At 36.6% G+C, this 26,500-nt stretch carries 29 protein-coding genes; 27 read left to right on the forward strand and 2 right to left on the reverse strand.

All coding sequences use genetic code 11. The features are described from left to right. The first annotated feature begins 205 nt into the window (after window positions 1–205). Window positions 206–541, forward strand: a complete 336-nt coding sequence (locus tag CaldiYA01_RS02000) for a hypothetical protein (RefSeq protein ID WP_207180799.1) — start codon at window positions 206–208, stop codon at window positions 539–541. Between the two features lie 42 nt (window positions 542–583). Further along, on the forward strand, window positions 584–985 hold the full coding sequence (locus tag CaldiYA01_RS02005) for a VanZ family protein (protein WP_269076408.1): 402 nt from the start codon (window positions 584–586) through the stop codon (window positions 983–985). Between the two features lie 136 nt (window positions 986–1,121). Here CaldiYA01_RS02005 and CaldiYA01_RS02010 read toward each other — a convergent pair whose 3' ends face one another. Next, entirely contained in the window at window positions 1,122–1,439 is a 318-nt protein-coding gene (locus CaldiYA01_RS02010) for an ArsR/SmtB family transcription factor (RefSeq protein ID WP_207180801.1), read from the reverse strand. A gap of 166 nt (window positions 1,440–1,605) precedes the next feature. Here CaldiYA01_RS02010 and CaldiYA01_RS02015 point away from each other — a divergent pair, with 166 nt between their 5' ends. Then, window positions 1,606–3,003, forward strand: coding sequence for a radical SAM protein (locus CaldiYA01_RS02015; protein WP_207180804.1), 1,398 nt, complete (start codon window positions 1,606–1,608; stop codon window positions 3,001–3,003). Between the two features lie 32 nt (window positions 3,004–3,035). Here CaldiYA01_RS02015 and CaldiYA01_RS12530 read toward each other — a convergent pair whose 3' ends face one another. Beyond that, window positions 3,036–3,170: a glycerol-3-phosphate acyltransferase gene (locus CaldiYA01_RS12530; RefSeq protein ID WP_307729597.1), complete on the reverse strand. Its 135-nt coding sequence runs from the start codon at window positions 3,168–3,170 to the stop codon at window positions 3,036–3,038. 122 nt (window positions 3,171–3,292) lie between these two features. Between CaldiYA01_RS12530 and CaldiYA01_RS02025 the strand changes: the two genes are divergently transcribed. The 24 genes from CaldiYA01_RS02025 to fliY all read left to right on the forward strand — a co-directional run bounded on the left by CaldiYA01_RS02025 (window position 3,293) and on the right by fliY (window position 26,414). Continuing rightward, window positions 3,293–4,648, forward strand: coding sequence for an RtcB family protein (locus tag CaldiYA01_RS02025; protein WP_207180806.1), 1,356 nt, complete (start codon window positions 3,293–3,295; stop codon window positions 4,646–4,648). 30 nt (window positions 4,649–4,678) lie between these two features. Then, the gene (dprA, locus tag CaldiYA01_RS02030; protein ID WP_207180814.1) at window positions 4,679–5,776 is read left to right on the forward strand and encodes a DNA-processing protein DprA; all 1,098 of its coding nucleotides are present in this window, start codon (window positions 4,679–4,681) and stop codon (window positions 5,774–5,776) included. Window positions 5,777–5,803: 27 nt separating this feature from the next. Then, the gene (gene topA / locus CaldiYA01_RS02035) at window positions 5,804–7,870 is read left to right on the forward strand and encodes a type I DNA topoisomerase (RefSeq protein ID WP_408612168.1); all 2,067 of its coding nucleotides are present in this window, start codon (window positions 5,804–5,806) and stop codon (window positions 7,868–7,870) included. A gap of 22 nt (window positions 7,871–7,892) precedes the next feature. Continuing rightward, window positions 7,893–9,203: a methylenetetrahydrofolate--tRNA-(uracil(54)-C(5))-methyltransferase (FADH(2)-oxidizing) TrmFO gene (gene trmFO / locus CaldiYA01_RS02040; protein ID WP_207180824.1), complete on the forward strand. Its 1,311-nt coding sequence runs from the start codon at window positions 7,893–7,895 to the stop codon at window positions 9,201–9,203. Window positions 9,204–9,226: 23 nt separating this feature from the next. Then, a complete protein-coding gene (hslV, locus tag CaldiYA01_RS02045; RefSeq protein WP_207180826.1) occupies window positions 9,227–9,757 on the forward strand; it encodes an ATP-dependent protease subunit HslV in 531 nt (176 codons plus the stop codon). A 10-nt stretch (window positions 9,758–9,767) separates the two neighbouring features. Further along, a complete protein-coding gene (hslU, locus tag CaldiYA01_RS02050) occupies window positions 9,768–11,165 on the forward strand; it encodes an ATP-dependent protease ATPase subunit HslU (RefSeq protein ID WP_207180828.1) in 1,398 nt (465 codons plus the stop codon). 45 nt (window positions 11,166–11,210) lie between these two features. After that, window positions 11,211–12,005 (forward strand): GTP-sensing pleiotropic transcriptional regulator CodY, encoded by a 795-nt coding sequence (gene codY, locus CaldiYA01_RS02055; RefSeq protein ID WP_207180835.1) that lies wholly within the window; start codon window positions 11,211–11,213, stop codon window positions 12,003–12,005. A gap of 158 nt (window positions 12,006–12,163) precedes the next feature. Beyond that, window positions 12,164–12,565, forward strand: coding sequence for a flagellar basal body rod protein FlgB (gene flgB / locus CaldiYA01_RS02060; protein WP_207180837.1), 402 nt, complete (start codon window positions 12,164–12,166; stop codon window positions 12,563–12,565). A gap of 6 nt (window positions 12,566–12,571) precedes the next feature. Continuing rightward, the gene (flgC, locus tag CaldiYA01_RS02065; protein ID WP_207180839.1) at window positions 12,572–13,015 is read left to right on the forward strand and encodes a flagellar basal body rod protein FlgC; all 444 of its coding nucleotides are present in this window, start codon (window positions 12,572–12,574) and stop codon (window positions 13,013–13,015) included. A gap of 22 nt (window positions 13,016–13,037) precedes the next feature. Then, complete coding sequence (gene fliE, locus CaldiYA01_RS02070; RefSeq protein WP_207180840.1) at window positions 13,038–13,352, forward strand: flagellar hook-basal body complex protein FliE; 315 nt, start codon at window positions 13,038–13,040, stop codon at window positions 13,350–13,352. Window positions 13,353–13,385: 33 nt separating this feature from the next. Further along, window positions 13,386–15,068, forward strand: coding sequence for a flagellar basal-body MS-ring/collar protein FliF (fliF, locus tag CaldiYA01_RS02075; protein ID WP_207180841.1), 1,683 nt, complete (start codon window positions 13,386–13,388; stop codon window positions 15,066–15,068). Between the two features lie 9 nt (window positions 15,069–15,077). Then, window positions 15,078–16,085 carry a flagellar motor switch protein FliG gene (gene fliG, locus CaldiYA01_RS02080; RefSeq protein WP_207180842.1) on the forward strand — a complete coding sequence of 336 codons (1,008 nt, stop codon included), beginning with the start codon at window positions 15,078–15,080 and terminating at the stop codon, window positions 16,083–16,085. Next, window positions 16,078–16,833 carry a FliH/SctL family protein gene (locus tag CaldiYA01_RS02085; RefSeq protein WP_207180843.1) on the forward strand — a complete coding sequence of 252 codons (756 nt, stop codon included), beginning with the start codon at window positions 16,078–16,080 and terminating at the stop codon, window positions 16,831–16,833. The genes fliG and CaldiYA01_RS02085 overlap by 8 nt, the downstream gene beginning before the upstream one ends. Before the next feature lies 1 nt (window position 16,834). Further along, window positions 16,835–18,130 (forward strand): flagellar protein export ATPase FliI, encoded by a 1,296-nt coding sequence (gene fliI, locus CaldiYA01_RS02090; protein ID WP_207180844.1) that lies wholly within the window; start codon window positions 16,835–16,837, stop codon window positions 18,128–18,130. A 28-nt stretch (window positions 18,131–18,158) separates the two neighbouring features. After that, window positions 18,159–18,617: a flagellar export protein FliJ gene (gene fliJ / locus CaldiYA01_RS02095; RefSeq protein ID WP_207180845.1), complete on the forward strand. Its 459-nt coding sequence runs from the start codon at window positions 18,159–18,161 to the stop codon at window positions 18,615–18,617. Next, entirely contained in the window at window positions 18,604–19,416 is an 813-nt protein-coding gene (locus CaldiYA01_RS02100) for a MotE family protein (RefSeq protein WP_207180847.1), read from the forward strand. Before fliJ ends, CaldiYA01_RS02100 begins: the two co-directional genes overlap by 14 nt. Window positions 19,417–19,461: 45 nt before the next feature. Then, entirely contained in the window at window positions 19,462–21,000 is a 1,539-nt protein-coding gene (locus CaldiYA01_RS02105; protein WP_207180849.1) for a flagellar hook-length control protein FliK, read from the forward strand. A 12-nt stretch (window positions 21,001–21,012) separates the two neighbouring features. Then, window positions 21,013–21,507: a flagellar hook capping FlgD N-terminal domain-containing protein gene (locus CaldiYA01_RS02110; protein ID WP_207180851.1), complete on the forward strand. Its 495-nt coding sequence runs from the start codon at window positions 21,013–21,015 to the stop codon at window positions 21,505–21,507. A 5-nt stretch (window positions 21,508–21,512) separates the two neighbouring features. Beyond that, window positions 21,513–21,872 carry a TIGR02530 family flagellar biosynthesis protein gene (locus CaldiYA01_RS02115; protein WP_207180853.1) on the forward strand — a complete coding sequence of 120 codons (360 nt, stop codon included), beginning with the start codon at window positions 21,513–21,515 and terminating at the stop codon, window positions 21,870–21,872. A 125-nt stretch (window positions 21,873–21,997) separates the two neighbouring features. Beyond that, window positions 21,998–23,464: a flagellar hook protein FlgE gene (locus CaldiYA01_RS02120; RefSeq protein ID WP_207180855.1), complete on the forward strand. Its 1,467-nt coding sequence runs from the start codon at window positions 21,998–22,000 to the stop codon at window positions 23,462–23,464. A 113-nt stretch (window positions 23,465–23,577) separates the two neighbouring features. After that, entirely contained in the window at window positions 23,578–23,805 is a 228-nt protein-coding gene (locus CaldiYA01_RS02125; RefSeq protein ID WP_207180857.1) for a flagellar FlbD family protein, read from the forward strand. Further along, window positions 23,802–24,272 (forward strand): flagellar basal body-associated FliL family protein, encoded by a 471-nt coding sequence (locus CaldiYA01_RS02130; protein WP_207180859.1) that lies wholly within the window; start codon window positions 23,802–23,804, stop codon window positions 24,270–24,272. The genes CaldiYA01_RS02125 and CaldiYA01_RS02130 overlap by 4 nt, the downstream gene beginning before the upstream one ends. A 22-nt stretch (window positions 24,273–24,294) precedes the next feature. After that, the gene (gene fliM / locus CaldiYA01_RS02135) at window positions 24,295–25,284 is read left to right on the forward strand and encodes a flagellar motor switch protein FliM (RefSeq protein WP_207180861.1); all 990 of its coding nucleotides are present in this window, start codon (window positions 24,295–24,297) and stop codon (window positions 25,282–25,284) included. Next, on the forward strand, window positions 25,281–26,414 hold the full coding sequence (gene fliY / locus CaldiYA01_RS02140; RefSeq protein WP_207180863.1) for a flagellar motor switch phosphatase FliY: 1,134 nt from the start codon (window positions 25,281–25,283) through the stop codon (window positions 26,412–26,414). Before fliM ends, fliY begins: the two co-directional genes overlap by 4 nt. Window positions 26,415–26,500: the final 86 nt, after the last annotated feature.

The raw sequence follows: 26,500 nt of genomic DNA on the forward strand, positions 1-26,500 counted from the left end.
AAACAAGAGTTACCTAATAAAAAAGCAAAATTTTTAAAATGTATTTGACAAATAAAAAACAAAAGCTTATAATAGTAATATTGTAAATATATCTAATAAGAGGTGATATAGCGCAGAAAAGTATTTATCAACCATAATAATTTTAATTGTGTGTTGTGTATGTTCACTACCTTCATTTGCAAATACAAGTAGCTTGAGTTTTGCAATGGATTATCGATACGTAAATGGAGCTGAAAATGGTATATATCATAAAATGGATGTTGGGAAAATGAGCGCAATTGAGAAAATATGGATTTATTCTAAAGATAGCTGGTTTGGTGAAACTCCAAATAGAATTAAGTATGAAGTTTGGAAATCAAGTTTTGGACTTGATGAAAATGTTGGAAAGGGAGATGTTATACCACAATTACCTGAAGGAACAGAAGTCGACTTTTCAAAATCTTTTGGTGAACAAAAGTCAGGACAATATTATCTTGTATTTTACAAAATAGAAGATGATGGATACAATATAAAAGGTAGTGGAATTTTGAAGACAGAATAAACTATATTCCCAATTCCTATCTTTTCACCAACCATTAGAGAAATATCTTCAAAGATAGATATTCTTTCAACAATGAATATAAAACCATTTGCTAATATTACTTTAAATAGACGATTTTATTATAACATTTTGCTTACAGTTCCTTTTGGTTTTTTATTGCCACTATTAAGAAATAAGTCAATAAAAAAGGTATTATTGAAAGGTATGGCTTTTTCAATAAGTATTGAATTACTTCAACTACTTATTTCTTTTTTGATAAAATTCCTGTACAGAACATGTGATATAAATGATATTATTTTAAATACCTTTGGTGTTTTTATGGGCTTTGTTTTATGGAAACTATTTACCGTTATTTTAAAAGCAATTACAAAAAAATTGAATTTGAAAAATGACAAGTTTATTAACTATATTTTGGGGCAAAATAATATTAAAGTAGCTGGCTAAAAATATTTTGAGTGCTTATTATTTAATTATGTACAAACAAATATTATAAAGAAGGGACTACCCCACGTTCGTCTTATGGGACAGTCCTTTTTTCTTTTTAATTTTAAAACTCAATTTTCAATAACAATAAGAGAAACTAAGTTGTAGAGTAAAGTAGCTTTAAATCATTTGCAAATATTTCAACCTTGGAAAGGTCACAAATAAGAGCTTTTAAAAATGGGTATTTTTCAAACACATCTGCTTTAATTGAATAAATTCTTTTTTGTGCCTGGTTTCTTGCCTCTATAAGCCCGACATTTTTAAGATAAGCAAGGTGGCGTGACACTTTTGGCTGACTTTCTTGAATCAACTGAACAAGACTGCTTACATTTTGTTCGCGGTGGGCCAATATATTTAAAATTCTAAGCCTTGTTGTGTCTGAAAGAGCGTACAAAATTTCATTCAGCCTTGTCATTTTTGCTCCCCTTTGCTCAAGATGTAGTTATGACAAGTAACATTATATCACGTTTTAGAAAAAAAATAAACATATTTATATACACATATGCATATATAACTATTGACACATTATAAACAAGAGAGTTATAATTAAATTCAAGCAGAAAAAAAGGGGTGATAAGTATATGGAACTTCCGAAGAAAATAATAGGTGAAGCAGTGCTAAAGCAGGTAATTAGATATCTTTCAAACAATCCTGAAGAGAACATAGGCAAGATTTTGGACCTTACAGAAAAGATAGTAAGGCGTGATAGAGACAAATGGTATATACAGAATGCGAAAAAGTATTTGCTTGACCCCAATAGTTCTTGGCATCACTATGCAATGAGAATTATTAAAGAGACAAATCCAAAGGTAAGAGAGAGAATTCTTATCAATTTCTTCTTAAATGCAGGCTTTATTGGTGTACCAAAGCAATTAGAGCTCATTAAGAAATACGATATAAACATTCCATACGCTATTTTGATTGACCCGACAGCTGCTTGTAACCTGCACTGCAAAGGTTGCTGGGCAGGAGAGTATCATAAGGCTGCAAAACTTGACTATGAAATACTTGACAGAGTTGTAAAAGAAGCTCAGGATCTTGGGATTTACTTTATAATCTTCTCAGGTGGAGAGCCACTTCTGAGGAAAGATGATATTCTTAAGCTTTGTGAAAAGTACGAAGACACAGTATTCCTGTCATTTACAAATACTACTTTGATTGATGATGATTTCATCAATAAGGTTGCAAAAGTAGGCAACTTGGCATTTGCAATTAGCATAGATGGTTTTGAAAAGTCAACAGATGAAAGACGTGGGCCAGGTGTATTTAAAAAGGTTGTCACAGCAATGGAAAAACTAAAAGAAGCAGGTATTGTGTTTGGATTTTCAACAACATATCACAGGTATAACGTTGAAGAGGTATCTTCTGATGAATATATAGACTTTTTGATAGAAAAAGGTGCTAAGTTTGGATGGTACTTCACATATGTTCCTGTTGGTAAGGATGCGGATATATCATACATGGCAACGCCAGAGCAAAGAGCGTATATGTATAGAAGAATAGAAGAAATAAGATGGTCAAAACCAATATTTGTGCTTGATTTCTGGAACGATGGAGAGCCTGCTGGTGGGTGCATTGCAGGCGGAAGAAGATATCTCCATATCAACGCAAACGGTGATGTTGAACCTTGCGCATTTATCCATTTTTCAAACGTCAATATAAAAGAATGTTCGCTTTTGGATGCTTTAAAATCTCCACTGTTTATGGCATACAGGAGGAATATTCCATTTAATGAAAACCATCTGCGACCATGTCCTATGATAGACAATCCGCTCAAGCTCAAGAAGATTGTTGAAGAAGCAGGTGCACGTCCAACTCAGATTGGCGGTGAGACAGAAACGGCTGAAGAACTTGCAAACAAACTTATTGAATATTCGGAGGCTTGGGGCAGGGTTGCAGATAAGCTCTGGGAGCAGAGAAAACAAGGTATTCCTCAAAATAAGGTTGATTTGTCTGTAATTGAAGAGGTCAAAAGATAAGGTAAGTAGAATAAATTTTAGTTAAAAGCAAGCTATTTCCTTAAAAAGGGATAGCTTGCTTTTTTTATCGTATTTTTTATTCCTGCTACTCTGAATGCATTTGTGGCACCTGGATTGTTATCATAAAAATGGGTAATGTCTTTATTAAAAAATTTCTTTGTGATAATATACGAAACAAGGAATACTTCCTATCAAAAAAGCAAGGAAATAAAAAACGAGATGTTTCATTTTAATATATTGCAAGCTATTAATGAAGATTAAAAATTAGATATGGTGGTGAAGGTTTTTTATGAAAAAGATAAGAGATGGTGTTTATACAAACGACTATGCGATATTCTTCATGACAGAAGAGATTTTAAAGGACCTTGACGAAGGGGTGCTTCAGCAGGCAAAAAACGCCTCCCAAATTCCAAATGTAGAGTTTTTGGGTTACACACCAGATGCACACATAGGCAAAGGAACTTCGATTGGGACAATAATTGTCTGGGACATGTCAAAGGCGTGGATTTCACCAACAATTGTTGGTGTTGACATAGGCTGTGGTATGAGATTGATACTGACAGACAAGTTTGCAGATGATATAGATAAAGCACTTTTGAAGAAAATAATGAATGAGGTAGAAGATTTAATTCCAACAGGTGTTGGAAAGAAAAATAAGAAGATTGTACTTTCCAAGGCAAAGTATGAAGAGTATCTGCAAAATACAGAGATTGATAAGGATATTTCAGACAAGATGGTTCTCATTCATGAGTTTGACCTTGACACAATACCGGATGAGGCTTATGAGATTGGCAAAGAGCAGTTTGCAACATTGGGTGGAGGAAATCACTTTATTGAGTTTCAAAAACTTCATGTGCTGGACAAAGAAACAGCTCAAAAGTGGGGACTTTTTGATGGGCAGTTTGTTGTGATGATACATTCTGGTTCGCGAAGGTTTGGATCGGTTGTTGGTGATTATTATCAGAGGAAATTCAAAGATGTCATGAAATCCAAAGGTATCACAACACCCGACCCGCAGCTTACCTTTTTGCCAATTGACAACAAGGTTGCAAAAGATTATATTAAAGCTATGCAGTCAGCAGCTATATATGCAAAGATAAATAGACACTATATGAGCAATTTCATAATATCAGTCTTAGAAAAACACTCAATTGACGCTTGGGTTTTGTATGACGTTGCTCATAACATTGCGTACATGGAAAGATTTGCAAACAGAGAAAAGCTTGTTATAAGAAAAGGAGCGACAAGAGCACTCCCGCCAAACCATTATTTGATTCCAAATCCTAAATTTGCTGATACAGGACATCCTGTGATTTTACCTGGCAGCATGGGTTCAAGTTCATACCTGATGAAAGGAATACAGGACAACATAATCAGCTATCACACGGTAAACCATGGAGCAGGCAGGGTTTTATCGCGCACAAAGGCAAAAAAGACAGTCTCCATCGAAGAATTTTCAAAAGCATTAAAACAGGGGCAGAGCGGAGAGATTCTTATAAACACCAAAAACCTCAAAGACTTTTTGGACGAAAGTCCTCAGAGTTACAAAGACATTGAACTTGTGATAAATTCAGTAATTACATCGCGGCTTGCTACTCCTGTTGCTAAAATGGAGCCGCTTGGAGTTATAAAGGGGAAGGATTAATTTACAAATTGGTTTGGGATGAGGTAGAAAATGAACAGAGAAGAACTCATTTATTCTTTGTGGCTTTACAGCATAAAAGGGATAGGCCCTAAGAAGTTCAGGCAGATAAAAAATAAATACAAAACTCTAAAAGAGGCTTATTTTAACAGAAAAGAATTAGAAGTAGAAGGTATTTTTGGACATCTTAAAGATGAGATAAAAAACTCTGATACTGCAGAGGCTGAAAAAATTCTTGAATTTTGTGAGAGAAATAGTATAAATATAATACTTGAAGACGATAGGCTGTATCCTGATGAGTTCAAAGTTTTTGACCATGCACCAGTTATGCTCTTTGTAAAAGGGGATGCAAAGCTTCTTAAATTTCCGCGAAAAATATCAATGGTTGGCACACGAGAACCTACTTATTATGGCAAGAAAGTTGCAAAAGAGCTGGCAAGCCTTTTGGCTTCATTAGGGATTTTAGTTGTTAGCGGAATGGCAAAGGGTATTGACAGTTTTTGTCATACAGGAGCACTTGAAAATGGGAAGACAGTAGCTGTTTTGGGCTGCGGAGTTGATATTGTGTATCCCAAAGAAAATTTAAAGCTTTACCGACAGATTATAGAAAATGGATGTGTGGTATCTGAGTTTTTGCCAGGTACTTTGCCAGAGAAAATGAACTTTCCGCAGAGAAACAGGATTGTTGCAATGTTTTCACCTTGTTTGGTTGTAATTGAAGCATCAACTAAAAGTGGTACTTTTTCTACTGTTGACTTTGCTTTGGAGCAGGGGAAAGAGGTATTTGCAGTGCCTGGTAACATTTTTTCGCAAAAGAGTAGTGGAACAAATAGGCTCATAAAAGAAGGTGCAAGGATTATATGTTCATATGAGGATTTTCTTGAAGATTTAAAGCAGATTTATTCTTTAAAACCTACCCAGCTAAGTTTTGATACAAGTGAAGATGAAGAAGAGTTGACGAATGATGAGAAAATATTGATAAAGCTTTTAAATGAAAATGGAGAAATGCATGTAGAAAGTTTGATTGCGTTAACAGGATGGGAACCTGGCAAGCTTGCAAGTTTAATTACTTCGTTGGAGATAAAATCAAAGGTTGTAAGAGGACGAGGAAACATAATTTCTAAGCTTTAAAAAATTCTATTTACAGGGGGTAAAATTCTGTTGAAAAAACTGGTCATTGTTGAGTCACCTGCAAAGGCAAAAACAATTGCGAAGTATCTTGGCAAAGAATTTAAGGTAGAAGCTTCAATGGGACATGTTAGAGACCTTCCCAAAAGTGATTTGGGTGTTGACATAGAAAATGGTTTTGCCCCTAAGTATATAAACATTAGAGGTAAAGCAGATGTAATAAACAGGCTAAAAAAATCTGCACAAGAAGCAGAAAAAGTTTACCTTGCAACAGACCCCGACAGGGAAGGCGAGGCAATCTCATGGCATTTAGCAACTATTTTAGGGCTTGATACAAATGATAATGTAAGAATTACATTCAACGAGATAACCAAAAAAGCTGTCCAAGAATCTTTAAAAAACGCAAGGCCTATTGACCATAACTTAGTTAATGCCCAGCAAGCCAGAAGAGTTTTAGACAGACTTGTTGGATACAAGCTAAGTCCATTTTTGTGGGAGAAAGTCAAAGGTGGACTTTCTGCAGGAAGAGTGCAGTCTGTTGCAACAAGGCTTGTGGTTGAAAGGGAAGAGGAGATAGAAAATTTTAAGCCTGAAGAATACTGGACATTAGAAGCGGTATTTAAAAAAGATGCCCAAGAGTTTAAAGCAAAGTTCTATGGAGATAAGAAAGGGAAGATAGAGCTAAAAAACCAAGGTCAGGTCCAAGAGATTGAAGAAAAGATAAAAAACAAGGAGTTCAAGGTTGTAAAGATAAAGGTATCGGAGAAAAAGAAAAATCCGCCTCCGCCTTTTATCACAAGCACACTTCAGCAGGAGGCATCAAGAAAACTGAGGTTTACTCCTGCAAAGACAATGGCGGTTGCGCAGATGCTGTATGAAGGCGTTGAGATAAAAGGAGAAGGAAGTGTTGGACTTATAACATACATGAGAACAGATTCTACAAGGGTTTCTGAGGAGGCACAGCAGGCGGCAAGAAACCTTATCCTACAGAAGTTTGGTAGAGAATATCTTCCCGAAAAGCCGAGGGTTTACAAAACAAAAAAAGATGCGCAAGATGCTCATGAGGCTATAAGACCCACCTACTTAGAGATGGACCCTGAGAGTATAAAAGATTCTCTGACACCTGACCAGTACAAGTTGTATAAACTCATTTATGACAGGTTTTTGGCATCGCAGATGGAAAGCAGTATTTATGAGGCTCTGTCAGCCGAGCTTGAAGTGGAAGGCTATATTTTTAAGCTCACAGGGTCAAAACTCAAGTTTGCAGGGTTTATGGAAGTATATGTTGAAGGCAAGGATACAGAAGATGAAGAAGAGGAGAATCAGCTTCCAGAAATTAGTGAAGGAGAGGTTTTAAAGCCCATAAAACTTGAGAACAAACAGCATTTTACTCAACCGCCTTCTCGCTATACTGAAGCTACCTTAATAAAAGCTTTAGAAGAAAAAGGGATAGGAAGACCGAGCACGTACGCTCCAACAATCCAGACAATTCTGGAGAGAGGATATGTTGTCAAAGAAGACAGGTTTTTAAAACCAACAGAGCTTGGTAAACTTGTAACAAATATACTTAAAGAATATTTCAAAGACATAATAGACATTGAATTTACTGCAGAACTTGAGAGCAATCTTGACAAGATTGAGGAAGGAAAGCTTGAGTGGACTGAGGTTGTAAAAAAATACTACCAGCCACTTGAAAAGGAACTTGAGATAGCACGAGCTACTTTGCTAAAGGTTAAGGTTGAGGATGAGGAGACAGACATTGTATGCGAAAACTGTGGAAGAAAAATGGTGATAAAAAAAGGCAGATACGGGAAGTTTTTGGCATGTCCAGGATATCCTGAATGCAAAAACACAAAACCTTATTACGATTACCTTGATGTGTTGTGTCCAAAGTGCGGCAAAAGGGTAATAGAAAAAAAGTCCAAAAAAGGCAAGAGATATTACACGTGCGAAGGATATCCTGACTGTGACCTCATTTTATGGGAAAAGCCAGCCAAAAACTGTCCAAAGTGTGGCAGTCTCATGTTTGAAAAGGGAAGAAAAGGGAATAAAAAGATTATATGTTCAAATGAGAGTTGTGCTTACGAAGAAAAATAGAGGAAAAAGGTGAGTAATTGATATGGAAATTGTAGTTGTTGGAGCGGGGCTTGCAGGTGTTGAGGCAGCAAATGTAATCACAAAGTTTGGAATAAAGGTAAAGCTTTTTGAGATGAAACCCAAAAAGTTTTCGCCTGCACACAAAATAGATACCTTTGCAGAGCTTGTGTGCAGCAATTCTTTAAAATCCAAGCTTTTGACAAATGCATCTGGGCTTTTAAAAGAAGAGATGAAGGTGTTCGGTTCGCTTGTGATGGAAGCTGCCCAGGCAACTTCAGTTGAGGCAGGACAGGCTTTGGCAGTTGATAGGTATAAGTTTTCAGAGTATATAACTCAAAAGATTAGCCAAAATGAACTAATTGAAGTTATCCATGAAGAGGTAACAGAAGTTCCAAGAGATAAGGTAGTGGTTGTATGTACAGGTCCACTTACCACAGAAAGTCTTCTTTGTGATATTTCAAAGCTATGTAATAGCAGAAACCTTTATTTTTTTGATGCAGCATCCCCAATTGTGCTCAAAGACTCCATAGACTTTTCAAAGGCGTTTTTTGCCTCACGCTATAACAAAGGTTCAAATGACTATATAAACTGTCCAATGACCAAAGAAGAATATGAAAGGTTTTACTGGGAACTTGTTAATGCAGAGGTTATTGAAGTTAAAGACTTTGAAAAGGACCTGCTGTTTGAAGGCTGTATGCCGATTGAAGAGATGGCAAGACGTGGTATTGACACAATGAGGTTTGGTCCACTAAAGCCGGTTGGAATTATTGACCCAAGGACTGGGAAGATGCCGTACGCTGTTGTACAGCTTAGAAAAGACACGCAGGATGGAAAGCTTTATAACATGGTAGGGTTTCAGACAAGACTCAAATGGGGTGAACAAAAAAGGGTTTTTAGGCTCATTCCCGGCCTTGAGAATGCTGAGTTTGTAAGATATGGTGTGATGCACAAAAATTCTTATATTAACTCACCTGAAGTGCTGACTAAATACCTTTTTCTGAGAAAATATCCAAACATATTTTTTGCAGGACAAATAACAGGTGTCGAAGGGTATTTAGAATCTGCTGCAACAGGTATCGTTGCAGGAATTAATGCAGCAAGACAGCTTTTAGGAAAAGATCTTGTGAGTTTGCCACCAAACACTTGTATAGGATCTCTGATAGAGTATATTACAACACCCAAAAAAGATTTTCAGCCCATGAACGCTAACTATGGTATAATATCAATTGATGATGAAATTGCAAAGATTAAAGACAAGGTAAAAAGAAAACTTTTGATTGCACAAAAATCTTTGGACATTTGCAAAGAAGTCGCCAAAAAAATTTTTGAATAATTTAAAGTTTATGGAGGTTAGCTATGTTTCATGCAACAACAATAGTGGCTGTAAAAAAAGGCGAAAGTGTTGCCATAGCTGGTGATGGTCAGGTTACATTTTCCCAGAATATGATAATGAAATCGACAGCCAAAAAGGTTAGAAAACTTTACAATGGCAGGGTTTTGGTTGGTTTTGCAGGTTCTGTTGCAGACGCAATAACTCTGTGTGAAAAGTTTGAAGAAAAGCTTGAACAAAATAGTGGCAATTTGCAAAAGAGCGTTGTTGAGCTTGCAAAGGAGTGGCGACAGGATAAAGTCCTAAGACGCTTAGAAGCCCTCATGGTTGTAGCAGACAAAGAACACCTTTTTGTTGTATCAGGAAGTGGCGAGGTTGTAGAGCCAGACGACAACATTGCTGCGATTGGTTCTGGCGGACCGTATGCCTTGGCAGCTGCAAGGGCACTGCTGCAAAGCACAGACCTTTCTGCTGCTGAGATTGCCAGAAAAGCTTTGGAGATTGCGGCGTCTATTTGTGTGTACACAAACAACAACATTACAGTTTTGGAATTGTAGGTGATAAGATATGATTGAATTAACTCCTCAGGAGATTGTGAGAGAGCTTGATAAGTATATAGTTGGGCAAGATAGGGCAAAAAAGTGTGTTGCCATTGCCCTTCGAAATAGGTACAGACGAGCAAAACTTCCAAAAGAGCTTCAGGATGAGATAACACCAAAGAACATCTTGATGGTTGGACCAACAGGTGTTGGTAAGACTGAGATTGCAAGAAGGCTTGCAAAACTTGTAAACGCTCCATTTGTAAAAGTTGAAGCAACAAAGTTTACTGAAGTTGGATATGTTGGAAGAGATGTAGATTCAATGGTTCGAGACCTTGTTGAGAATGCAATATCACTTGTGAAAAGCGAATACATGGAGAGAATGAAAGAAAGGGCAAAAGCTCTTGTTGAAGACAGAATTTTGGAGATATTAATTCCTGAACCTCAGTCAAGAAAGGCGGGTTTTAAAAATCCGTTTGAAGCACTTTTTGGTACTACGACGCAGGAAGTAGAACAGACTTTTCAGACAACAGATGACTATATCAGAACGCAAAGAGAGATTTTGCGCGAAAAACTTCGCTCTGGAGAGCTTGAGGACAAGGTGATTGAGGTTGAGGTTGAAGATACTGTAAAACCACCATTTGAAATGATTATGGGTACAATTTCTGACGAGATGGGGATTTCTTTCCAGGACGTTTTTGGGTCACTATTTCCAAAGAAGAAGAAAAAGAAAAAGATGACAATAAGAGAAGCGCGTGAGGTTTTAGAGCAGGAGGAATACAACAAGCTCATTGACATGGATGAGGTTATAAAAGAAGCTATTCAAAGAGCTGAGCAACATGGGATCATCTTTATTGATGAGATAGACAAGATTGCAGGAAAAGGTTCAAGCGTTGGTCCTGATGTGTCAAGAGAAGGTGTGCAAAGAGACATTCTTCCCATTGTTGAAGGAAGCACTGTTATGACAAAATACGGTCCTGTAAAGACAGACCATATTCTGTTTATTGCAGCTGGAGCTTTTCATGTTGCAAAGGTTTCTGACCTGATACCAGAACTTCAGGGAAGGTTCCCGGTTGTTGTGGAGCTGAATCCTTTGTCAGAAGAGGATTTTAAAAAGATACTTACCCAGCCGAAGAATGCAATTATAAAACAATATATTGAGCTTATGAAAACAGAGGGTGTAAACATTACCTTTACTGATGATGCAATAGAGGCAATTGCAAAAGTTGCTGTAAAGATAAATGAGCAGAGCGAGAATATTGGTGCGCGAAGACTTCACACTGTTGTTGAAAAGATAATGGAAGACATTTCTTTTGAATATGCAAATGTTGAAAAGCCTATAGACCTTGTAATTGACAAGGATTATGTATATTCAAAAGTTTCAGATATTATAAAGGACAAAGATTTGAGCAGGTTTATAATATAACCAAATGTCTTTCATAGGAATTTGCGAAGGGAGATAAATGTGCCAATGCAGCAGAGTCTTCTCGAAAAAGTTCGGAAACTCAACAGAGTTATCCAAAGCAAGGACAAAGAAGTCTTGGATTTTGATAGGCTGTGCTCTGTTGTTGGTGATGTAACAGATTCGAGTGTATTTTTTATTGATAAAGATGGGAAGGTCATTTGCAAATACATCATGCCTTTTGTGAATGTGGAAATAAAACTTTCTGAAGAAAAAAAGATAGGTGATAACCTTCAAAAATTTTTCTGGTGGTTTGTGGATACAAGAGCCAATATGAAGTTTTCAGACATTACTAGGATTGCTGAAATCGAGAGCAAAGTTTATAGTGAAAAAGAGTTGCTTTGTACATCTGTTCCTGTTGTTGGTGGAGGTAAAAGGTTCGGTACAGTTTTGGCATTCAAAAGTTTCTCGAGTTTTACAGAGGAGGATATAATTGTACTTGAATATGCCTCTACTGTGATTGGACTTGAACTTTTAAATCTTTCAAAAGAGGAAGATGAAGAGGAAAAAAAGAAAAGAGAAATGATAAAATCTGCAATTGAGACACTTTCTGTATCTGAGCTTGAAGCACTTGTGCATATTTTTAATGAGTTAAAAGGAAACGAAGGACTTTTGGTTGCAAGCAGAATTGCTGACAAGGTAGGAATTACACGTTCTGTCATTGTGAATGCTCTGAGGAAATTTGAGAGTGCTGGGCTTATAGAGACAAGGTCTCTTGGGCTTAAAGGCACATATATAAAGGTGTTAAATGATATGGTGAGGGATGAAATACAAAAACAAAAGGAGAAATTAAAATTAAAATGAGGGGGAAAGAGGGGGATAGCAGGGGGATTTATAAATTTAGTGCCTCTTGCTATCCTCTTTTTTGATGTAATTTTCAGTCTAAAAAATTTTGTATGGTATTTTTATCAAAAATTTTGTAAAATAAAATAAAAGATTGTCGAAAAATAGAGGGGTAAAAAATGATAAATATGTTTGATAAAATTGACCTTTACAAAAAGGCACTTGACTGGGCATGGGAGAGAAACAAAATTGTCTCAAACAATATAGCAAATGCAGATACGCCTGGTTATAAGGCAAAAGACTTGAATTTTAGAGCGTTCTTGCTAAGAACTTTGAATCAAGAAGAAAGTTTAGAACTTGTGACAACCAACGAAAAACATATAAAAGAAAACAGTAGCAACCAAGACAATTCCATAGAAGTGCTTGACAGCAGTCTGCAGATGAGACTTGATCAGAACACTGTGGACATAGAACAGGAGATGGGGAAACTTTTGCAAAACTCTCTCTATTTTGATGGTGTTTCACTTCAACTTTCAAGAGAGATAAATAAATGGAAAACGGTTATCAAGGAAGGAAGGTGATAAAGAATGGGAATGTTTGATGCGATAAACATCTCTTCATCAGCTTTAGCTGCCCAGCGTGTCAGAATGGATGTAATTGCCCAGAACATTGCAAACGCAAACACTACAAGAACAGAAAGTGGTCAACCTTACAGAAGAAAAGTTGTGGTTTTTGAAGAAAGAAAACAGAGTTTTGCTGATATATTAGACCAGAAGATTAGCGAGGTTCAAACACCATCTTTTGGCGGTGTGAGAGTAAAGGCTATTTTAGAGGACCCAAGTCCGTTTAAAAGGGTATATGACCCTACACATCCAGATGCTGATCAAAATGGTTATGTAAATTATCCAAATGTTGATATTGTTACAGAAATGGTTAACATGATTGAAGCATCACGTTCGTATGAAGCTAATGTCACTGCTCTTAACATCACAAAGTCAATGATATCAAGAACATTTGAAATAGGTAAATAAATGAAGGGGGATTTTACAGATAATGATCGATAAAGTAAGTTTTGATAGCATTTCGAAGGCTTTTGAAAAACAGTTTTCAAGTATAGATACTAATAATGCAAATTCTTTAAATTCCCCTGTTTCGTTTATTGATTTTCTCTACAAAGCGTTAGAAGGTGTAGATGGGCTTCAAAAAGAAGCAGATTACCAGAACAACTTATTTTTACTGGGGCTTTCTGCAAATCCGCAGGATGCTATAGTAGCATCTGAAAAAGCATCAATTGCATTGCAGCTGACTTTGCAGATTCGAAACAAGATTTTGGATGCATACAACGAAATTATGCGTATGCAAGTATAACCTTATTTATTTCTTTGCGGGGAGGTATTATAATTGCCTCAATTTTTAAATGATTTGTTGAAGAACATAAAAGAAAAATGGAGTAGCTTATCAAGATCACAGAAGACAATGTTTGTTGTATCTTCTTCTATAATACTATTATCGGTCATTGCAGCCATTTATATTACAACAAGACCGCATTATGTTACAATTTTTTCTGGACTTGACCCGAAAGAGGCAGCAGAAATTCAAAACATTTTAAACGATCAAAAAATTGATTCAAAGGTTACAAATGGTGGTACAACTATACTGGTAAAAGATACTGACGTTGACAGGGCAAAGATGGCAGCAGCTCAAGCTGGATATCCTAAAAATAGCAGTATCACATTTGAAGATGCGCTAAAACTTTCAAGCTCCATGACGGCAACAGAAGCTGACAAAAGAAGGACGTTTATAAAACTTAAAGAGAGTGAGATTCAAGAGGCTTTAAAGCAGATGTCAGATTACATAGAAGACGCGGTTGTAAATTTGAGCGTGCCTGAGGATTACACTTTTGCGCTAAAAAGTGAAGCTGAAAAACCTACTGCAAGTGTGAAGCTTACTTTGAAAAAGAGTTTAAGCTCAGACCAGATAGAAGGCATTCAGAGGTTTGTTGCAGCCTCAGTTGAAGGTCTTTTGCCAGAAAATGTAGTGATAATAGACAACAAGGGAAATTATCTGTCAGACAATTCGTCAGATACAACCGAAGGACTTTCAAGCAAGCAGCTTCAACTGAGGATTGCAACTAAAAATGAGATTGAGAAAAAGATAAAAGAGCTCTTAGGAAGCTATGTAAGCTCTCCCGAAGATGTTAAGGTTTCAGTGAATTTAGATATGAACTTTGATATGCAAAAGATAAGCGAAACAAAATACTCGCCTGTTTTAGAAGACAGTGGTATAGTTGTGTCGAAAAAAACAACTAAGGAGGAAGCTCAGAGTACAAATTCTTCGTCCAGCGGTGTTCCTGGGACTGATACTAATCCCACACAAAATGCACCGCAGTATCCTATAACTTCTCAAGGGGGGCAGTCTACATATACAAAGACTGATGAGACTGTAAATTATCAAAACAATGAAAAAAAAATTGAGACTATAAAAGCACCTGGCACTATTAACTATGATAAATCTTCAATAGCAGTTGTACTGTACAGATACGTTACATATACTCAGGAAGATTTTGAAAAGTCTGACCAGGCAAAAAATATGAGCTGGGCACAGTTCAAGATCCAGAATCAGAACAATAAAAGATCGTTTTTGACAGACCAGAAAGAGGTAGAAACCATTGTAAATCTTATAAGGAATGCAACAGGGATACAAAACGTGACAATAGAGGGGTACGAAATTCCAACCTTTGTTGACAAACCTCAAAAACAAATTCCAATTGATTATATCTATGTTGCACTTGCCTTTTTGCTTTTGATGGCGTTTGCGACAAGCCTCTTGATAAAGGCATCAAAAAGTAAACCTCGTAGGCTTGAGCTTGCAGGTGTTGGGCCTGTAGAGATTTCAGAGGAAAAACCTGTAGCTGAGGGAATCTTACAAGAGGTCGAAAAGAAAAAAGAAGCAGAAGTTGAAGAGATAAATATTGAAGAGTTTGGTGTTAGCCAGTATGAAAAACAGATAGACAAGCTCTTGAAAGAAAAACCTGAAATAGTTGCACAGCTTCTCAGAAACTGGCTCAACGAAGAGTGGGAGTGATGAATCTCTATGGCAAAAAGTAGTATTTCAGGCAAGCAAAAGGCAGCCATGCTTTTAATTGCGCTCGGGCCTGAGAGGTCAGCAAAGATTTTTAAGCACTTAAAAGAAGAAGAGATTGAGGAACTGACATTAGAGATAGCCAATATAAGAACGGTATCGCCTGAGCAGAAACAGGCTATCTTAGAAGAATTTTATAACCTTTGCCTTGCACAGGAATATATTGCCGAAGGTGGAATTGACTATGCAAAAGAGGTTTTAGAGAAAGCGCTTGGTCCTGAAAAGGCAAGAGAGGTTATTGAGAAACTTACGGTATCGCTACAGGTAAGACCTTTTGATTTCATCAGGAAAGCTGATGCATCGCAAATACTCAACTTTATTCAAAACGAACATCCACAGACAATAGCGCTTGTCATTTCGTACTTAAAGCCACAGCAGGCTGCTCAGGTTTTGGCATCCCTGCCTCAGGAAAAACAGGCTGATGTTGCTCGAAGAATTGCGCTTATGGACAGAACTTCACCTGATGTAATACGCGAAGTTGAAAAAGTACTTGAGAAAAAACTTTCATCTGTTGTAATGCAAGATTACACAGTTGTTGGTGGTATTCAGGCCATTGTTGATATATTAAACGCTGTTGATAGAGGTACAGAAAAGAGAATTTTGGAAGCTTTAGAACTTGAAGATGTTGAGCTTGTTGAAGAGATTAGAAAACGCATGTTTGTATTTGAAGACATTGTTAAGCTTGACAACAGGTCTATTCAGAGGATTTTACGTGAGGTTGAGAACAATACACTTGCAATTGCTCTCAAAGGTACAACTGAAGAGGTTCGAAAGGTTATCTTTAGCAACATGTCAAAACGTATGGCAGAGATGATTCAAGAAGATATGGAGTATATGGGACCTGTTAGAATACGTGATGTCGAAGAAGCTCAGCAAAAGATTGTCAATATTATAAGAAAACTTGAGGATGCTGGCGAGATTGTAATTTCTCGTGGCGGGGGAGATGAGATAATTGTCTAATGTTATAAGAAATAATCAGGTTCTAATTCAAAATCCAGTTGAGACAAACTACAAAATGCTTATTGAAAAGCTTATAAAAGCAAAAGCTGAAATTGAGCATTATGAAAGAAAATTAAAAGAAAAAGAAGAAGAGTTTGATAAGCAAAAAAGTAGAGCTGAGGCTCTTCAAAAAGAGGCTGAAGATATCTTGAAAAAAGCAAAGGAAGAGGCGCAGAAGATAATAAATGAAGCAAATGTTCGCGCACAGGGAATTTTGCAACAGGCACAGGAAGATGGTTATAAAGAAGGGTTTGAAAAAGGTTTGTTTAATGCTCAAAGAGAGTATGAAAAGATGCTTGAAAATGTAGAAATTCAAAAGGCAATGATATTAAAGGAAAGAGAGAATATGCTCAAAGAACTTGAGACCAAGCTTTTACTTCTTATACCCCAGATTTTAGAAAAGGTATTAGAGAGAGAGATAAAAGATAAAAGTTTTCTTCAGCAGTATATTAAGAACGCTATTTTACAACTTTCTATCCGAAACAATTTGTCTTTAAGAGTTAGTGAGGAAGATTTTGAGTATGTAAATAGTCAACTTGATAAGATTCTACGGGAAATTGACGGAGTTAATAAAGTAGATGTGAAGGTTGATAAAGCTTTGAGAAGTGGGGATATAGTCATTGAAACTCCATACGGTTTTGTCGAAACAGGAGTAAAGATGAGAGTTGAAAAGATACAGGAAATAGTTTTATCTTTGATTGGTGATTGAAATGCTTGAGAAGTTGAAGTCAAAAATTGACAGTACAAATTTTTATCAGTTCACCGGTTTTGTAAATCAGGTTATAGGTCTTACAATAGAATCACAAGGTCCGGCTGTTAGCATAGGAACTTTGTGCCGTATAAAGGCTGCAAAGACAGAGACCTTAGCAGAAGTTGTAGGATTTAAAGAGAACAAAGTGCTTTTAATGCCATATTCTGACCTTGTTGGTGTGTTTCCTGGCTGCAAGGTAATTGCCCAGGACAGCATGTTTGAGGTAAAGGTGGGTAAAGAACTTTTAGGCAGAATCCTCGACGGTCTTGGTCAGCCAATTGATGGTAAAGGCGAGATAAAGTCAAAGATAAAATATCCTGTTGAAAACAGGGCTCCAAGCCCGCTTGAAAGACCAAGGATAGACACCATAATGCCACTTGGAATAAAGGCTATAGATACTCTTTTGACCATTGGGAAAGGACAGAGAGTTGGCATATTTGCAGGAAGCGGTGTTGGTAAGAGTACGCTACTTGGCATGATAGCACGAAATGCAAAGGCTGATGTTAATGTACTTGCTTTGATTGGTGAAAGAGGAAGGGAACTTAAAGAGTTCCTGGAAAAGGATTTGAAGGAAGAAGGACTTAAAAGGTCTGTTGTAGTAGTTGCAACCTCGGACGAGTCGGCACTGAAAAGAGTAAAGGCGGCATATGTTGCGATGACAATTGCAGAATATTTTCGTGACCAGGGGCTTGATGTTCTTTTTTTGATGGACTCACTTACAAGGTTTGCAATGGCTCAAAGGGAGATAGGTCTTGCAGTTGGTGAGCCGCCAGTGTCGCGTGGGTACACACCGTCTGTATTTTCCATAATGCCAAAACTTTTGGAGCGAGCAGGAAAGAACCGGAAAGGGTCTATCACAGCTCTTTTTACTGTCCTTGTTGACGGTGATGATTTTAACGAGCCTATTACTGATACTGCACGTGGTATTTTGGATGGTCATATTGTCCTATCAAGAGCGATAGCTAATAAAAACCATTATCCGGCCATTGATGTGCTTGCAAGCATTAGCAGGGTGATGAACGATATTGTTGATCCTTTTCACAAAGAGCTTGCGAACGAGACAAAACGAATTTTGGCTGTGTACAGGGAAGCAGAGGATTTGATAAACATTGGTGCGTATACTAAAGGTTCGAATCCGGAGATTGACAGGTCAATTGAACTTGTCCCGCGGATAAACCAGTTTTTAAGACAGGAGGTTGACGAGAGGTTCGAGTTTGAAGAGGAGATTGAGATGCTAAAGGCTATAATCTCATAAAATTGTTTTTTGAAGGGTTGAAAAGAAGATGAAAAGGTTCAGGTTTGAACAGCTATTAAAGTTAAAAACGCAGTTTGAGGAAATAAAAAAATGTGATCTTGCCAGGCAAAATCAGATTTTGAATGAATATGTTGCAAAAAAGGTTGAACTGGAGGAGAATGCAAAAAAGGTGAAAGAAGATTTAAAAAGTCTTTGCTTGAATGGTTTTTCGCCACAGCAGATGAAAGTTTATTTCCAGTTTCTCAGTATGCTAAAAAAGAGAATGGATGTTCAAAACCAGTTAATTTACTTTCAGCAAATTAGAGTTGAGGAGAAGAAAAAAGAGGTAGTAGAAAGCATGATTGAAAAGAAAAAGTTCGAAAAGCTAAAGGAAAAGTATTTGATAAATTTGGTGAATGAGATAAAACAACTTGAAAACAAGGAACTTGATAGAGTTGTTTCATACAAAATCTACAAAGGTATAGGTGATAGAAGTGGCAGAGGCTAAAGTTGTAGAGGGTTTGACAACTGAAAATAATCCAAAAAAGAAAAAGAGAAAGGGTTTATTAATACTTTTAATAATTTTTTTGATTCTTGCTGGGGCGTCATTTGCTACTGTATACTTTAATCTTTTTGGTTCGAAAAATGCTTTGGATGCATTTCTAAAGAAAACTCCATTTGCAAAAAGTACAAATAAGGCAAAAACAGCAGATATCCAAAAGATATATGAAAAGCAGATTGCTGACCTTCAAAAACAAAAAGAGAGCTTACTGGAAAAACTTTCTTTGCTGGAAAAACAAAATACCAATTTGCAAAAGCAGATAGAAGATTTAACTGTGAAAATAACCAACCTTACTTCAAAGCAGGAGGATAATCAAAACAGAACAAAATATTTTGCAAGTTTGCTTCAAAATATGGATTCAAAAAAAGCTGCAAAGATAGTTGAGAACTTGTTAGATACAAATAGTCAAGTGGCACATGATGTGCTTTCATCTATACCATCTGAGAATGCCTCAGAGATACTATCAAATATTGCACCTGAGAAGACGATAAAATTATTAGGAATTTCAAACTCAAATCAAAAGACAAATTCTGAAGATATCTCTATTTTGACAAACATCTATAAAAACATTGACCCGAAAGTTGCAGCGTCAATATTTGAAAATATGATGAGTGATAACGCAAAATATACATTAGTAATTAGAATACTAAAGTCACTTGATACAAAAATATCTTCGCAGATAATAAGTAATATGAGAGCGGAGAATGCTGCAAAGGTCACATCAAGCCTTTCAGCATTAAGATAGTAAAAAAATTTAAAATTTTAACAAGAAGGGAGGGAGAAAGATAAGGTGGGTATACAGAGCATTGTTAATACTAATATGCTGTTTTCAAAAACATCCGCTGCAACATCGAAAACAAAAGATAGGCAGGAAAACAATATATCATTTAAAGATGTTTTCAAAAAAATATCTGACAATGCAGAGGATGTAGGCAATAAAAACAGTGTTTTGCCAAGAAAGGTAGTAATAGGGAGTCGTAGATCAGCTATTGTATTTTCTCAAGGACAGGAACAAAAAGATAAAACTAATTTTCAAGAAGACAGGCTTTTATCACAAGATTTTTCAGACAGTACAAACTCAGACTTTGAAAATAGGTCTGAGATACAATCATTGCAAGCTCAGATGATGGAGTTTTTACAGCTAATTTTTAATTTGTTTCAAAGTGGTGAGAGCTTGGACAGGTTTAATTTAGAACAGCTTTTTCAGAATAGCAGTATCCAAGGAACAGATTTTTTAAATCTGCAGTTGCGGTCAGTGCAGATGAGCATGAATTTAGATCAGTATTTAAATTTAAACACTAATCTGAGTAATAAAGCAGCAATTTCTGATCTTTTACAAAATGTAGTGCAGACAATTGAACAGAAAACTCAAAACCAACAGATACAAAATTTTAGCATTATCCAAGGAAATGGGGTTAATGCAGGAAATATTTTAGAGTTATTAGAAGAAATCTTTCTTGAAAAAGATAAGCAAAAACCAGAGTTTGATGTTATACCAGATGATAGTTCATGGATTAAAAGTTTTAAAAATCTTTTTGAACAGGAAGGTCAAAACTTCAAAGTTTTGTCTGAATCAGGTGATGGCAAAGAGATTTTTAAGAATATTTTAAATGTTCTTGAGAATATTGCTAAAAGATTAAATGGTCAAAAAATAGCAAATAGTTTTAATTTGGAGATTCCAGATAAAGTACAAATAACCGAAAAAGGGAGCAGTAATATTGATAGTATAGGTTCGAAAGATGATTTTAACAAAGTTTTTTCAACCTTGTTGAAAAAAGATGAAAGTAGTAGCATAAATGACGGAAAAGCAGAAGTTAAAACCTTAGATTTAAAACAGTATCCATTTGCTATTCAGAACAAGGTAGAGAATATGGAGAACACAATCTCATCCCAAGATGACAGTAAAGTAAAAGAACTGAGAATGTCTATAATAAGTCAACTTGCACAAAAAATTTCTTTAGTGAATAAGGAGAATTTAACTACTTTGCAGGTGAACATAAAACCTGAGTGGCTTGGAAGTGTAGTAATTGAACTGAGCAAAGATAGTAATGGAAAGATTTTTGGGAATCTGATTGTAACAACGCCTCATGTTAAAGAAATCATAGAAGGGTCACTAAATAGTCTTCTTACTATACTCAAAGACCAAGGAATAAACATATCACAACTTAATGTAAGCTTAGGGGGAAATTACACTGGTCAGCAAAATCAAGAACAGCAGAGGTTTTTTCAAAGAAGAAATTTGATTGTTCAGGGTAATGAGGAGAGTACCAGAAGTATAGAGAGTTTGATTTATGAGATTAGTGAAAGTATTCTCAACTTGAAGGCTTGAGGAGGAATAGAGATGTCTGACTTATTTGTAAGTAATAATACAAATATATCAAACTCAACTCAAGGTTCAACTGCATCATCTGGTAAAAATATTCTTGGCAAACAGGAGTTTTTAAATCTTTTAGTCACACAGCTAAGGTATCAGGACCCATTAAAACCAATGGAAGACAAAGAGTTTGTTGCCCAGCTTGCTCAGTTTTCTGCCCTTGAACAGATGCAAAACTTGAATGAGTCATTTGAATTTTTGAAAGCCCAAAGTATGATAGGAAGATATATTGTAGCAACAAATCCAGCAGATACATCAAAGACCATAGAGGGAAGAGTTGACAGTATAAGGGTGGATGGCAGCAAGGTATATTTAAAAGTAAACGGTACAGAGGTATTTTCTGATAATGTAAAGGAGGTTTATCATTCTTACTCTGAGGAGGTTTTATCGAATATTTACAGCAAAGTGCCTTCAAAGGAAGACTTGCTAGAGATACTGATCTCCTCGCAAAAGGGAGAATGAGACAGATGACAGTAAACAATATAAAAGGTATTACTGGTGGGAAGCTTGAAGGTTTTGTTTCAACTACTCAAAGGAAAACCACAGAAAGTTTTAATAGTATACTTTCTTCATCAATTAAGATTTCAAAACACGCTAACGAAAGGTTAAAGTTCCAGAATATAAATTTGGATGAATCTACTTTAGAAAAGCTTGAAGAGGCTGTGAAAAAGGCTGAGAAAAAAGGTCTCAAAAATGATGTACTGATTTTAGAGGGGAATAAGGCATATATAGTAAATATAAAAAACAGGGTAATTGTGACTGTAAAAGATGTTTCAAACTTGAAAGATAACATATTCACAAACATTGATGGTGTGCTGATGATTTAAAATTAACAATGGGGGATGGACCTGAAAAGTAGGAGGTCCCCCGAAAAAGGACCTTTCTGACTGACAGAGGGAAGGTCCGCAAAAGGGATTTAATTTCATATAAAAAGGGGGATTTCATTTAAGCCATGATGAGGTCAATGTTTTCTTCTATATCTGCGCTTCGTGCTCACCAGACCAGAATGGACGTAATTGGTGATAACATCGCCAATGTAAATACGGTGGGATTTAAGTCAAGCAGAGTGACGTTTGCCTCTGTATTTGCTTCAGTCTTAAAATCAGCGTCGGCACCAGATACATCCTCTGGAAGAGGCGGTTCAAATCCAATGCAGATTGGTCTTGGTGTGTCGGTTGCGTCTGTTGATATGAACATGACAAGAGGAAGCCTTCAGAGGACAGATAATCCAACAGATCTTGCGATTGAAGGCGATGGATTTTTTGTTGTGGGAGGAGACGGAAAGGCTCCACGATTTACAAGAGCTGGGAATTTCAGTTTGGACAAGATGGGGAATTTAGTGACAGCAACGGGATTGAATGTTCTTGGATGGATGTATGACCCTGTAAACAATCAAATTGATACAACAAAATCGCCTTCAAAGATAAACATACTTGCATTTCCAACTTTGCCTCCAAAGGCAACAGATAAGATTAGTTTTGATGGGAACCTGAGTGCGGACACAAAAATCTATTCAGGGCAAATAACAAAATTTGAAGATTTGTTGAACGTTCCTGCCGATAGCAAATATTCAACCAGTTTCAAGATTTTTGATTCACAAGGGAAAGAACATACATTGCAGTTGACTTTTGTAAAAACAGGAGATAATACATGGGAATGGTTTGTAGATGCTCCGAGAATAAAGAAGAATATAGGTACTGCCCAAAATCCACAGGAAGCGTACGTATATGTTGATGATATGATAGAGGCAAACAATGACTATGACAACTTTATTGCAAGGGGAACAATAACATTTGGACAAGCTGGAAAGGTATTTGATGACGAGAACACCGCTGATGTAGAAGGAATTACTATAACAGGAGGGCGATTTATTAATACACAAGATGGTACGTTCACAATTAATTTCAAGAACAATGTTGTTAATCCTGTTACATTAAAAGTTAATAGTTCTCAGTTTGATGTGAATGATGCCACAAACATTGCCTTTTTCTTGAAGAATATAACTCAATTTGGTAATATGGAAAGTTCTATAAGAGTGGCGCAAATGACAGGATATAGCGCTGGAAGCCTTCAAGGGTTTAACGTTGATGCATCAGGCAAGATAACAGGTGTATATTCAAATGGTTTGAACCAGCTAATTGGTCAGATTGCGGTTGCGACATTTGCAAATCCTGCAGGGCTTCAGCGAATAGGCGATAATCTTTATATAAACACAGTAAACTCAGGTGACCCTGAGATTGGCACACCTGGGTCTGGGTCAAGAGGTACAATCTCTCAAGGAACGCTTGAGATGTCAAATGTGGACTTGGCAAAAGAGTTTACAGACATGATTGTAACTCAAAGAGGGTATCAGGCAAATGCAAGGGTGATAACAGCATCAGATGAACTTTTACAGGATTTAGTTAATATTAAGAGGTAAATGACTGAAAAGTAAGGGAAGGAGAAAAAGGGTAGGGTATGATATCTTTTTCTCCTTTCCTTGCAAAAAATAGATATATCTTTTCATCAATATCTTTAAGAGGTTGATTATGTATGATAAAATTGAGAAGGATAAACAACAAAGAGTTTGTGGTAAATGCCGATTTTATAGAGTTTGTAGAGTCCACTCCAGACACTGTTATAACCCTCACGAATGGCATAAAACTTGTTGTGAAAGAGTCTGTGGATGAGGTCATTGAAAAGGTCATTGAATATAAAAAGAGGATTTTTGAGGGTATTATATTTAATATACAACCTGTGCAAAAGGAGCATGAAGGATGAAAGGCGAAAAGATAAACTCAATTATTCTCATTTTACTTGTTCTGCTTCTTCTTATGATGGTGGGGATGGGAATAGGATTTTTGACTGTTGTAAAAAATTTATCACCTGCATCATCAGCTACAAAAGTTACTCCAGTTGAGAAAAAACCAGAAAAGCTTTATACATACGATGTAAATGATGGTAAGGCTCTTATGAGTAACTTGCAGGATACTCAAACAAATGCAGGAAGAATTATTAGAATAACAGTTCAGCTTGAGGTGACTGACAAAAAGCTGCCTGAGACTATGAAAGAGAAAAACATAGTAATTGCTGATATAATTGACAGTGTTTTGAGAAGCAAAACGGCAGATGAGCTTTTAAAACCTGAGGGGAAAGAAAAGGTTAGAAAAGAGATTAAAGATAGGTTAAATGAGATATTTGAGAACAAAGTGTACAATGTTAACTTTGGTGAGTTTATAATCCAGTAAATAAGGTGGTGAAAGTAAGAATATGGGCGATATACTGTCTCAGAGCGAAATAGATGAGCTTTTGCGTTCTCTTACATCTGGTGAACTTTCAATAGAAGAGATTCAAAAACCAAAACAAGAAAAGAACATAAGGGTATATGATTTTAAAAGACCAAGTAAGTTTGCAAAAGACCATTTGAGAACTCTTCAGATGATATTTGAAAATTACGCCCGGATTGTCACCACCTTTTTGTCTGGGTATTTAAGGACAGTTGTTCAGATGGACGTGTTATCGGTTGAACAGCTGACATATTATGAATTTAGCAATTCTCTTTCTAATCCGGTTGTGATGGGCATTGTAAATTTCTCACCATTAAAAGGAAGTATTGTATTTGAGATGGCCCCAGAGATTGCGTTTGCCATGATAGATAGAGTCCTTGGAGGATTTGGGAAGGGAATAGATAAAGTGAGGACTTTTACCGAGATCGAGCTTGCACTGTTAGAAAGACTACTTCAGCAACTTATCAATTATTTTCAGGAAGCATGGGAGAATATTGTTGTTCTTCGGCCACGGCTTGAAAAAATAGAAACAAATCCGCAGTTTACTCAGATTGTGTCACCTAATGAGACAGTTGCGCTTGTGACCATTGCTATGAAAGTTGGCGAGGCGGAAGGGATGGCAAACATATGCCTTCCGCATATGGTGATAGAGCCGATAATGCCGAGGCTTTCAACGAAGTTCTGGTTTTCAACATCTGCGAAAGAAACATCAGAGGAGACAAAAGAGTATTTACAGAAAAAAATTGAAAGAACAAGGGTTACAGTAAAAGCAGTACTTGGCAGAACACAAATTACAGTCAGAGAATTTTTGGATCTTCAGGTGGGTGATGTATTGAGACTTGACAGAAGAAAAAACCAGGAAATAGAAATTTTTGTTGGGAATAAATTAAAGTTTTATGGTGTTCCAGGACGAAAAGAAGGTAGGATTGCGGTAAAGATTACACGGGTAGAAGAGGGGGAGGATTTTAGATGAGCGATTTGCTCTCTCAGGACGAAATAGACGCTCTTTTGCGGGGAATGAACCAAGCATCACCATCATCACCTGCAATATCTGACCAGGACAAAGATGTATTAGGCGAAATTGGAAACATTTCAATGGGTACAGCAGCCACAACGTTGAGCATTTTGCTAAACCAGAAGGTGAACATTACAACGCCAGTTGTGAGCATTTTAAAATGGGATGAGCTTCCTAAGGAGTTTCCTGTGCCATATGTGGCAATAAAAGTTGTTTACAAAGAAGGGCTTGACGGCGTAAATCTTCTCATTCTAAAAAAAGAAGATGTTGAAATTATTGCAGACCTTATGATGGGCGGTACAGGTCAAATTGAGTTTACTGATGAGCTGACAGAACTTCAACTTTCAGCAATACAGGAAGCAATGAATCAGATGGTGGGTTCTGCTTCCACATCACTTTCTTCCATGCTAAATTTAAAAATTGACATAAATCCGCCCGAAGCTTTTGTGATTGACTTTGCCCAGAATGCCGAGGAGATGATACCTGAGCTAAAAAGAGCTGATGAGATTGTCAAGGTAGCTTTTCGGATGACAATAGGAGATTTGATAGATAGCCAGATTATGCAACTGATACCTGTTGATTTTGCAAAACAGCTTGTGGATGCAATGCTCAAAAATGCACTTGGTACATCTGTACAGGCAGAGACAACAGTACAAACTCAGCATGAGTCTGGGAAAGAAGAGGTATTAAGACAGCCTTCTTCTCAAACTTCAAAAAGTCAGAGGACAGCATCACAACCTTCTTATACACCGACGCCAAAGAAAGAACAGCCGCAACAAGTTTATAATGTTTCGCCTGTGCAATTTGAAAGTTTTGATGAGGAAGAGGAAAGAAGGTATCCTGAGAACATTGAACTCATTTTGGATGTGCCGCTTGAGATTACTGTCGAGCTTGGAAGGACACAGAAACTTGTAAGAGAGATTTTGGAATTTTCAACAGGGTCAATTATTGAACTTGAAAAGCTTGCAGGTGAACCTGTTGACATTCTGGTAAACGGTAAAGTCATAGCAAAAGGTGAGGTTGTAGTAATTGATGAGAATTTTGGCGTAAGGATAACTGATATTGTCAATCCCTCAAATAGATTATAAAATATAAATAAGTTATTTTTTTCGTGTTCAAAAATTAAACTCTGAGATTACAATTAAAAAAGAACTACTTTGAAAAGGAGAGAGAT

The sequence above is a fragment of the Caldicellulosiruptor diazotrophicus genome, from assembly GCF_017347585.1.
GTDB lineage: Bacteria > Bacillota > Thermoanaerobacteria > Caldicellulosiruptorales > Caldicellulosiruptoraceae > Caldicellulosiruptor > Caldicellulosiruptor diazotrophicus.

Excerpts from the sequence above, each read along its gene's own strand:
- CaldiYA01_RS02000 (WP_207180799.1), top strand. The coding sequence starts at position 206 with ATGGATTATCGATACGTAAATGGAGCTGAAAATGGTATATATCATAAA.
- CaldiYA01_RS02010 (WP_207180801.1), bottom strand. The coding sequence starts at position 1,439 with ATGACAAGGCTGAATGAAATTTTGTACGCTCTTTCAGACACAACAAGG.
- CaldiYA01_RS02015 (WP_207180804.1), top strand. The coding sequence starts at position 1,606 with ATGGAACTTCCGAAGAAAATAATAGGTGAAGCAGTGCTAAAGCAGGTA.
- CaldiYA01_RS02025 (WP_207180806.1), top strand. The coding sequence starts at position 3,293 with ATGAAAAAGATAAGAGATGGTGTTTATACAAACGACTATGCGATATTC.
- dprA (WP_207180814.1), top strand. The coding sequence starts at position 4,679 with ATGAACAGAGAAGAACTCATTTATTCTTTGTGGCTTTACAGCATAAAA.
- trmFO (WP_207180824.1), top strand. The coding sequence starts at position 7,893 with ATGGAAATTGTAGTTGTTGGAGCGGGGCTTGCAGGTGTTGAGGCAGCA.
- hslV (WP_207180826.1), top strand. The coding sequence starts at position 9,227 with ATGTTTCATGCAACAACAATAGTGGCTGTAAAAAAAGGCGAAAGTGTT.
- hslU (WP_207180828.1), top strand. The coding sequence starts at position 9,768 with ATGATTGAATTAACTCCTCAGGAGATTGTGAGAGAGCTTGATAAGTAT.
- codY (WP_207180835.1), top strand. The coding sequence starts at position 11,211 with ATGCAGCAGAGTCTTCTCGAAAAAGTTCGGAAACTCAACAGAGTTATC.
- flgB (WP_207180837.1), top strand. The coding sequence starts at position 12,164 with ATGATAAATATGTTTGATAAAATTGACCTTTACAAAAAGGCACTTGAC.
- flgC (WP_207180839.1), top strand. The coding sequence starts at position 12,572 with ATGGGAATGTTTGATGCGATAAACATCTCTTCATCAGCTTTAGCTGCC.
- fliE (WP_207180840.1), top strand. The coding sequence starts at position 13,038 with ATGATCGATAAAGTAAGTTTTGATAGCATTTCGAAGGCTTTTGAAAAA.
- fliG (WP_207180842.1), top strand. The coding sequence starts at position 15,078 with ATGGCAAAAAGTAGTATTTCAGGCAAGCAAAAGGCAGCCATGCTTTTA.
- fliI (WP_207180844.1), top strand. The coding sequence starts at position 16,835 with ATGCTTGAGAAGTTGAAGTCAAAAATTGACAGTACAAATTTTTATCAG.
- fliJ (WP_207180845.1), top strand. The coding sequence starts at position 18,159 with ATGAAAAGGTTCAGGTTTGAACAGCTATTAAAGTTAAAAACGCAGTTT.
- CaldiYA01_RS02110 (WP_207180851.1), top strand. The coding sequence starts at position 21,013 with ATGTCTGACTTATTTGTAAGTAATAATACAAATATATCAAACTCAACT.
- CaldiYA01_RS02115 (WP_207180853.1), top strand. The coding sequence starts at position 21,513 with ATGACAGTAAACAATATAAAAGGTATTACTGGTGGGAAGCTTGAAGGT.
- CaldiYA01_RS02120 (WP_207180855.1), top strand. The coding sequence starts at position 21,998 with ATGATGAGGTCAATGTTTTCTTCTATATCTGCGCTTCGTGCTCACCAG.
- CaldiYA01_RS02125 (WP_207180857.1), top strand. The coding sequence starts at position 23,578 with ATGATAAAATTGAGAAGGATAAACAACAAAGAGTTTGTGGTAAATGCC.
- CaldiYA01_RS02130 (WP_207180859.1), top strand. The coding sequence starts at position 23,802 with ATGAAAGGCGAAAAGATAAACTCAATTATTCTCATTTTACTTGTTCTG.
- fliM (WP_207180861.1), top strand. The coding sequence starts at position 24,295 with ATGGGCGATATACTGTCTCAGAGCGAAATAGATGAGCTTTTGCGTTCT.
- fliY (WP_207180863.1), top strand. The coding sequence starts at position 25,281 with ATGAGCGATTTGCTCTCTCAGGACGAAATAGACGCTCTTTTGCGGGGA.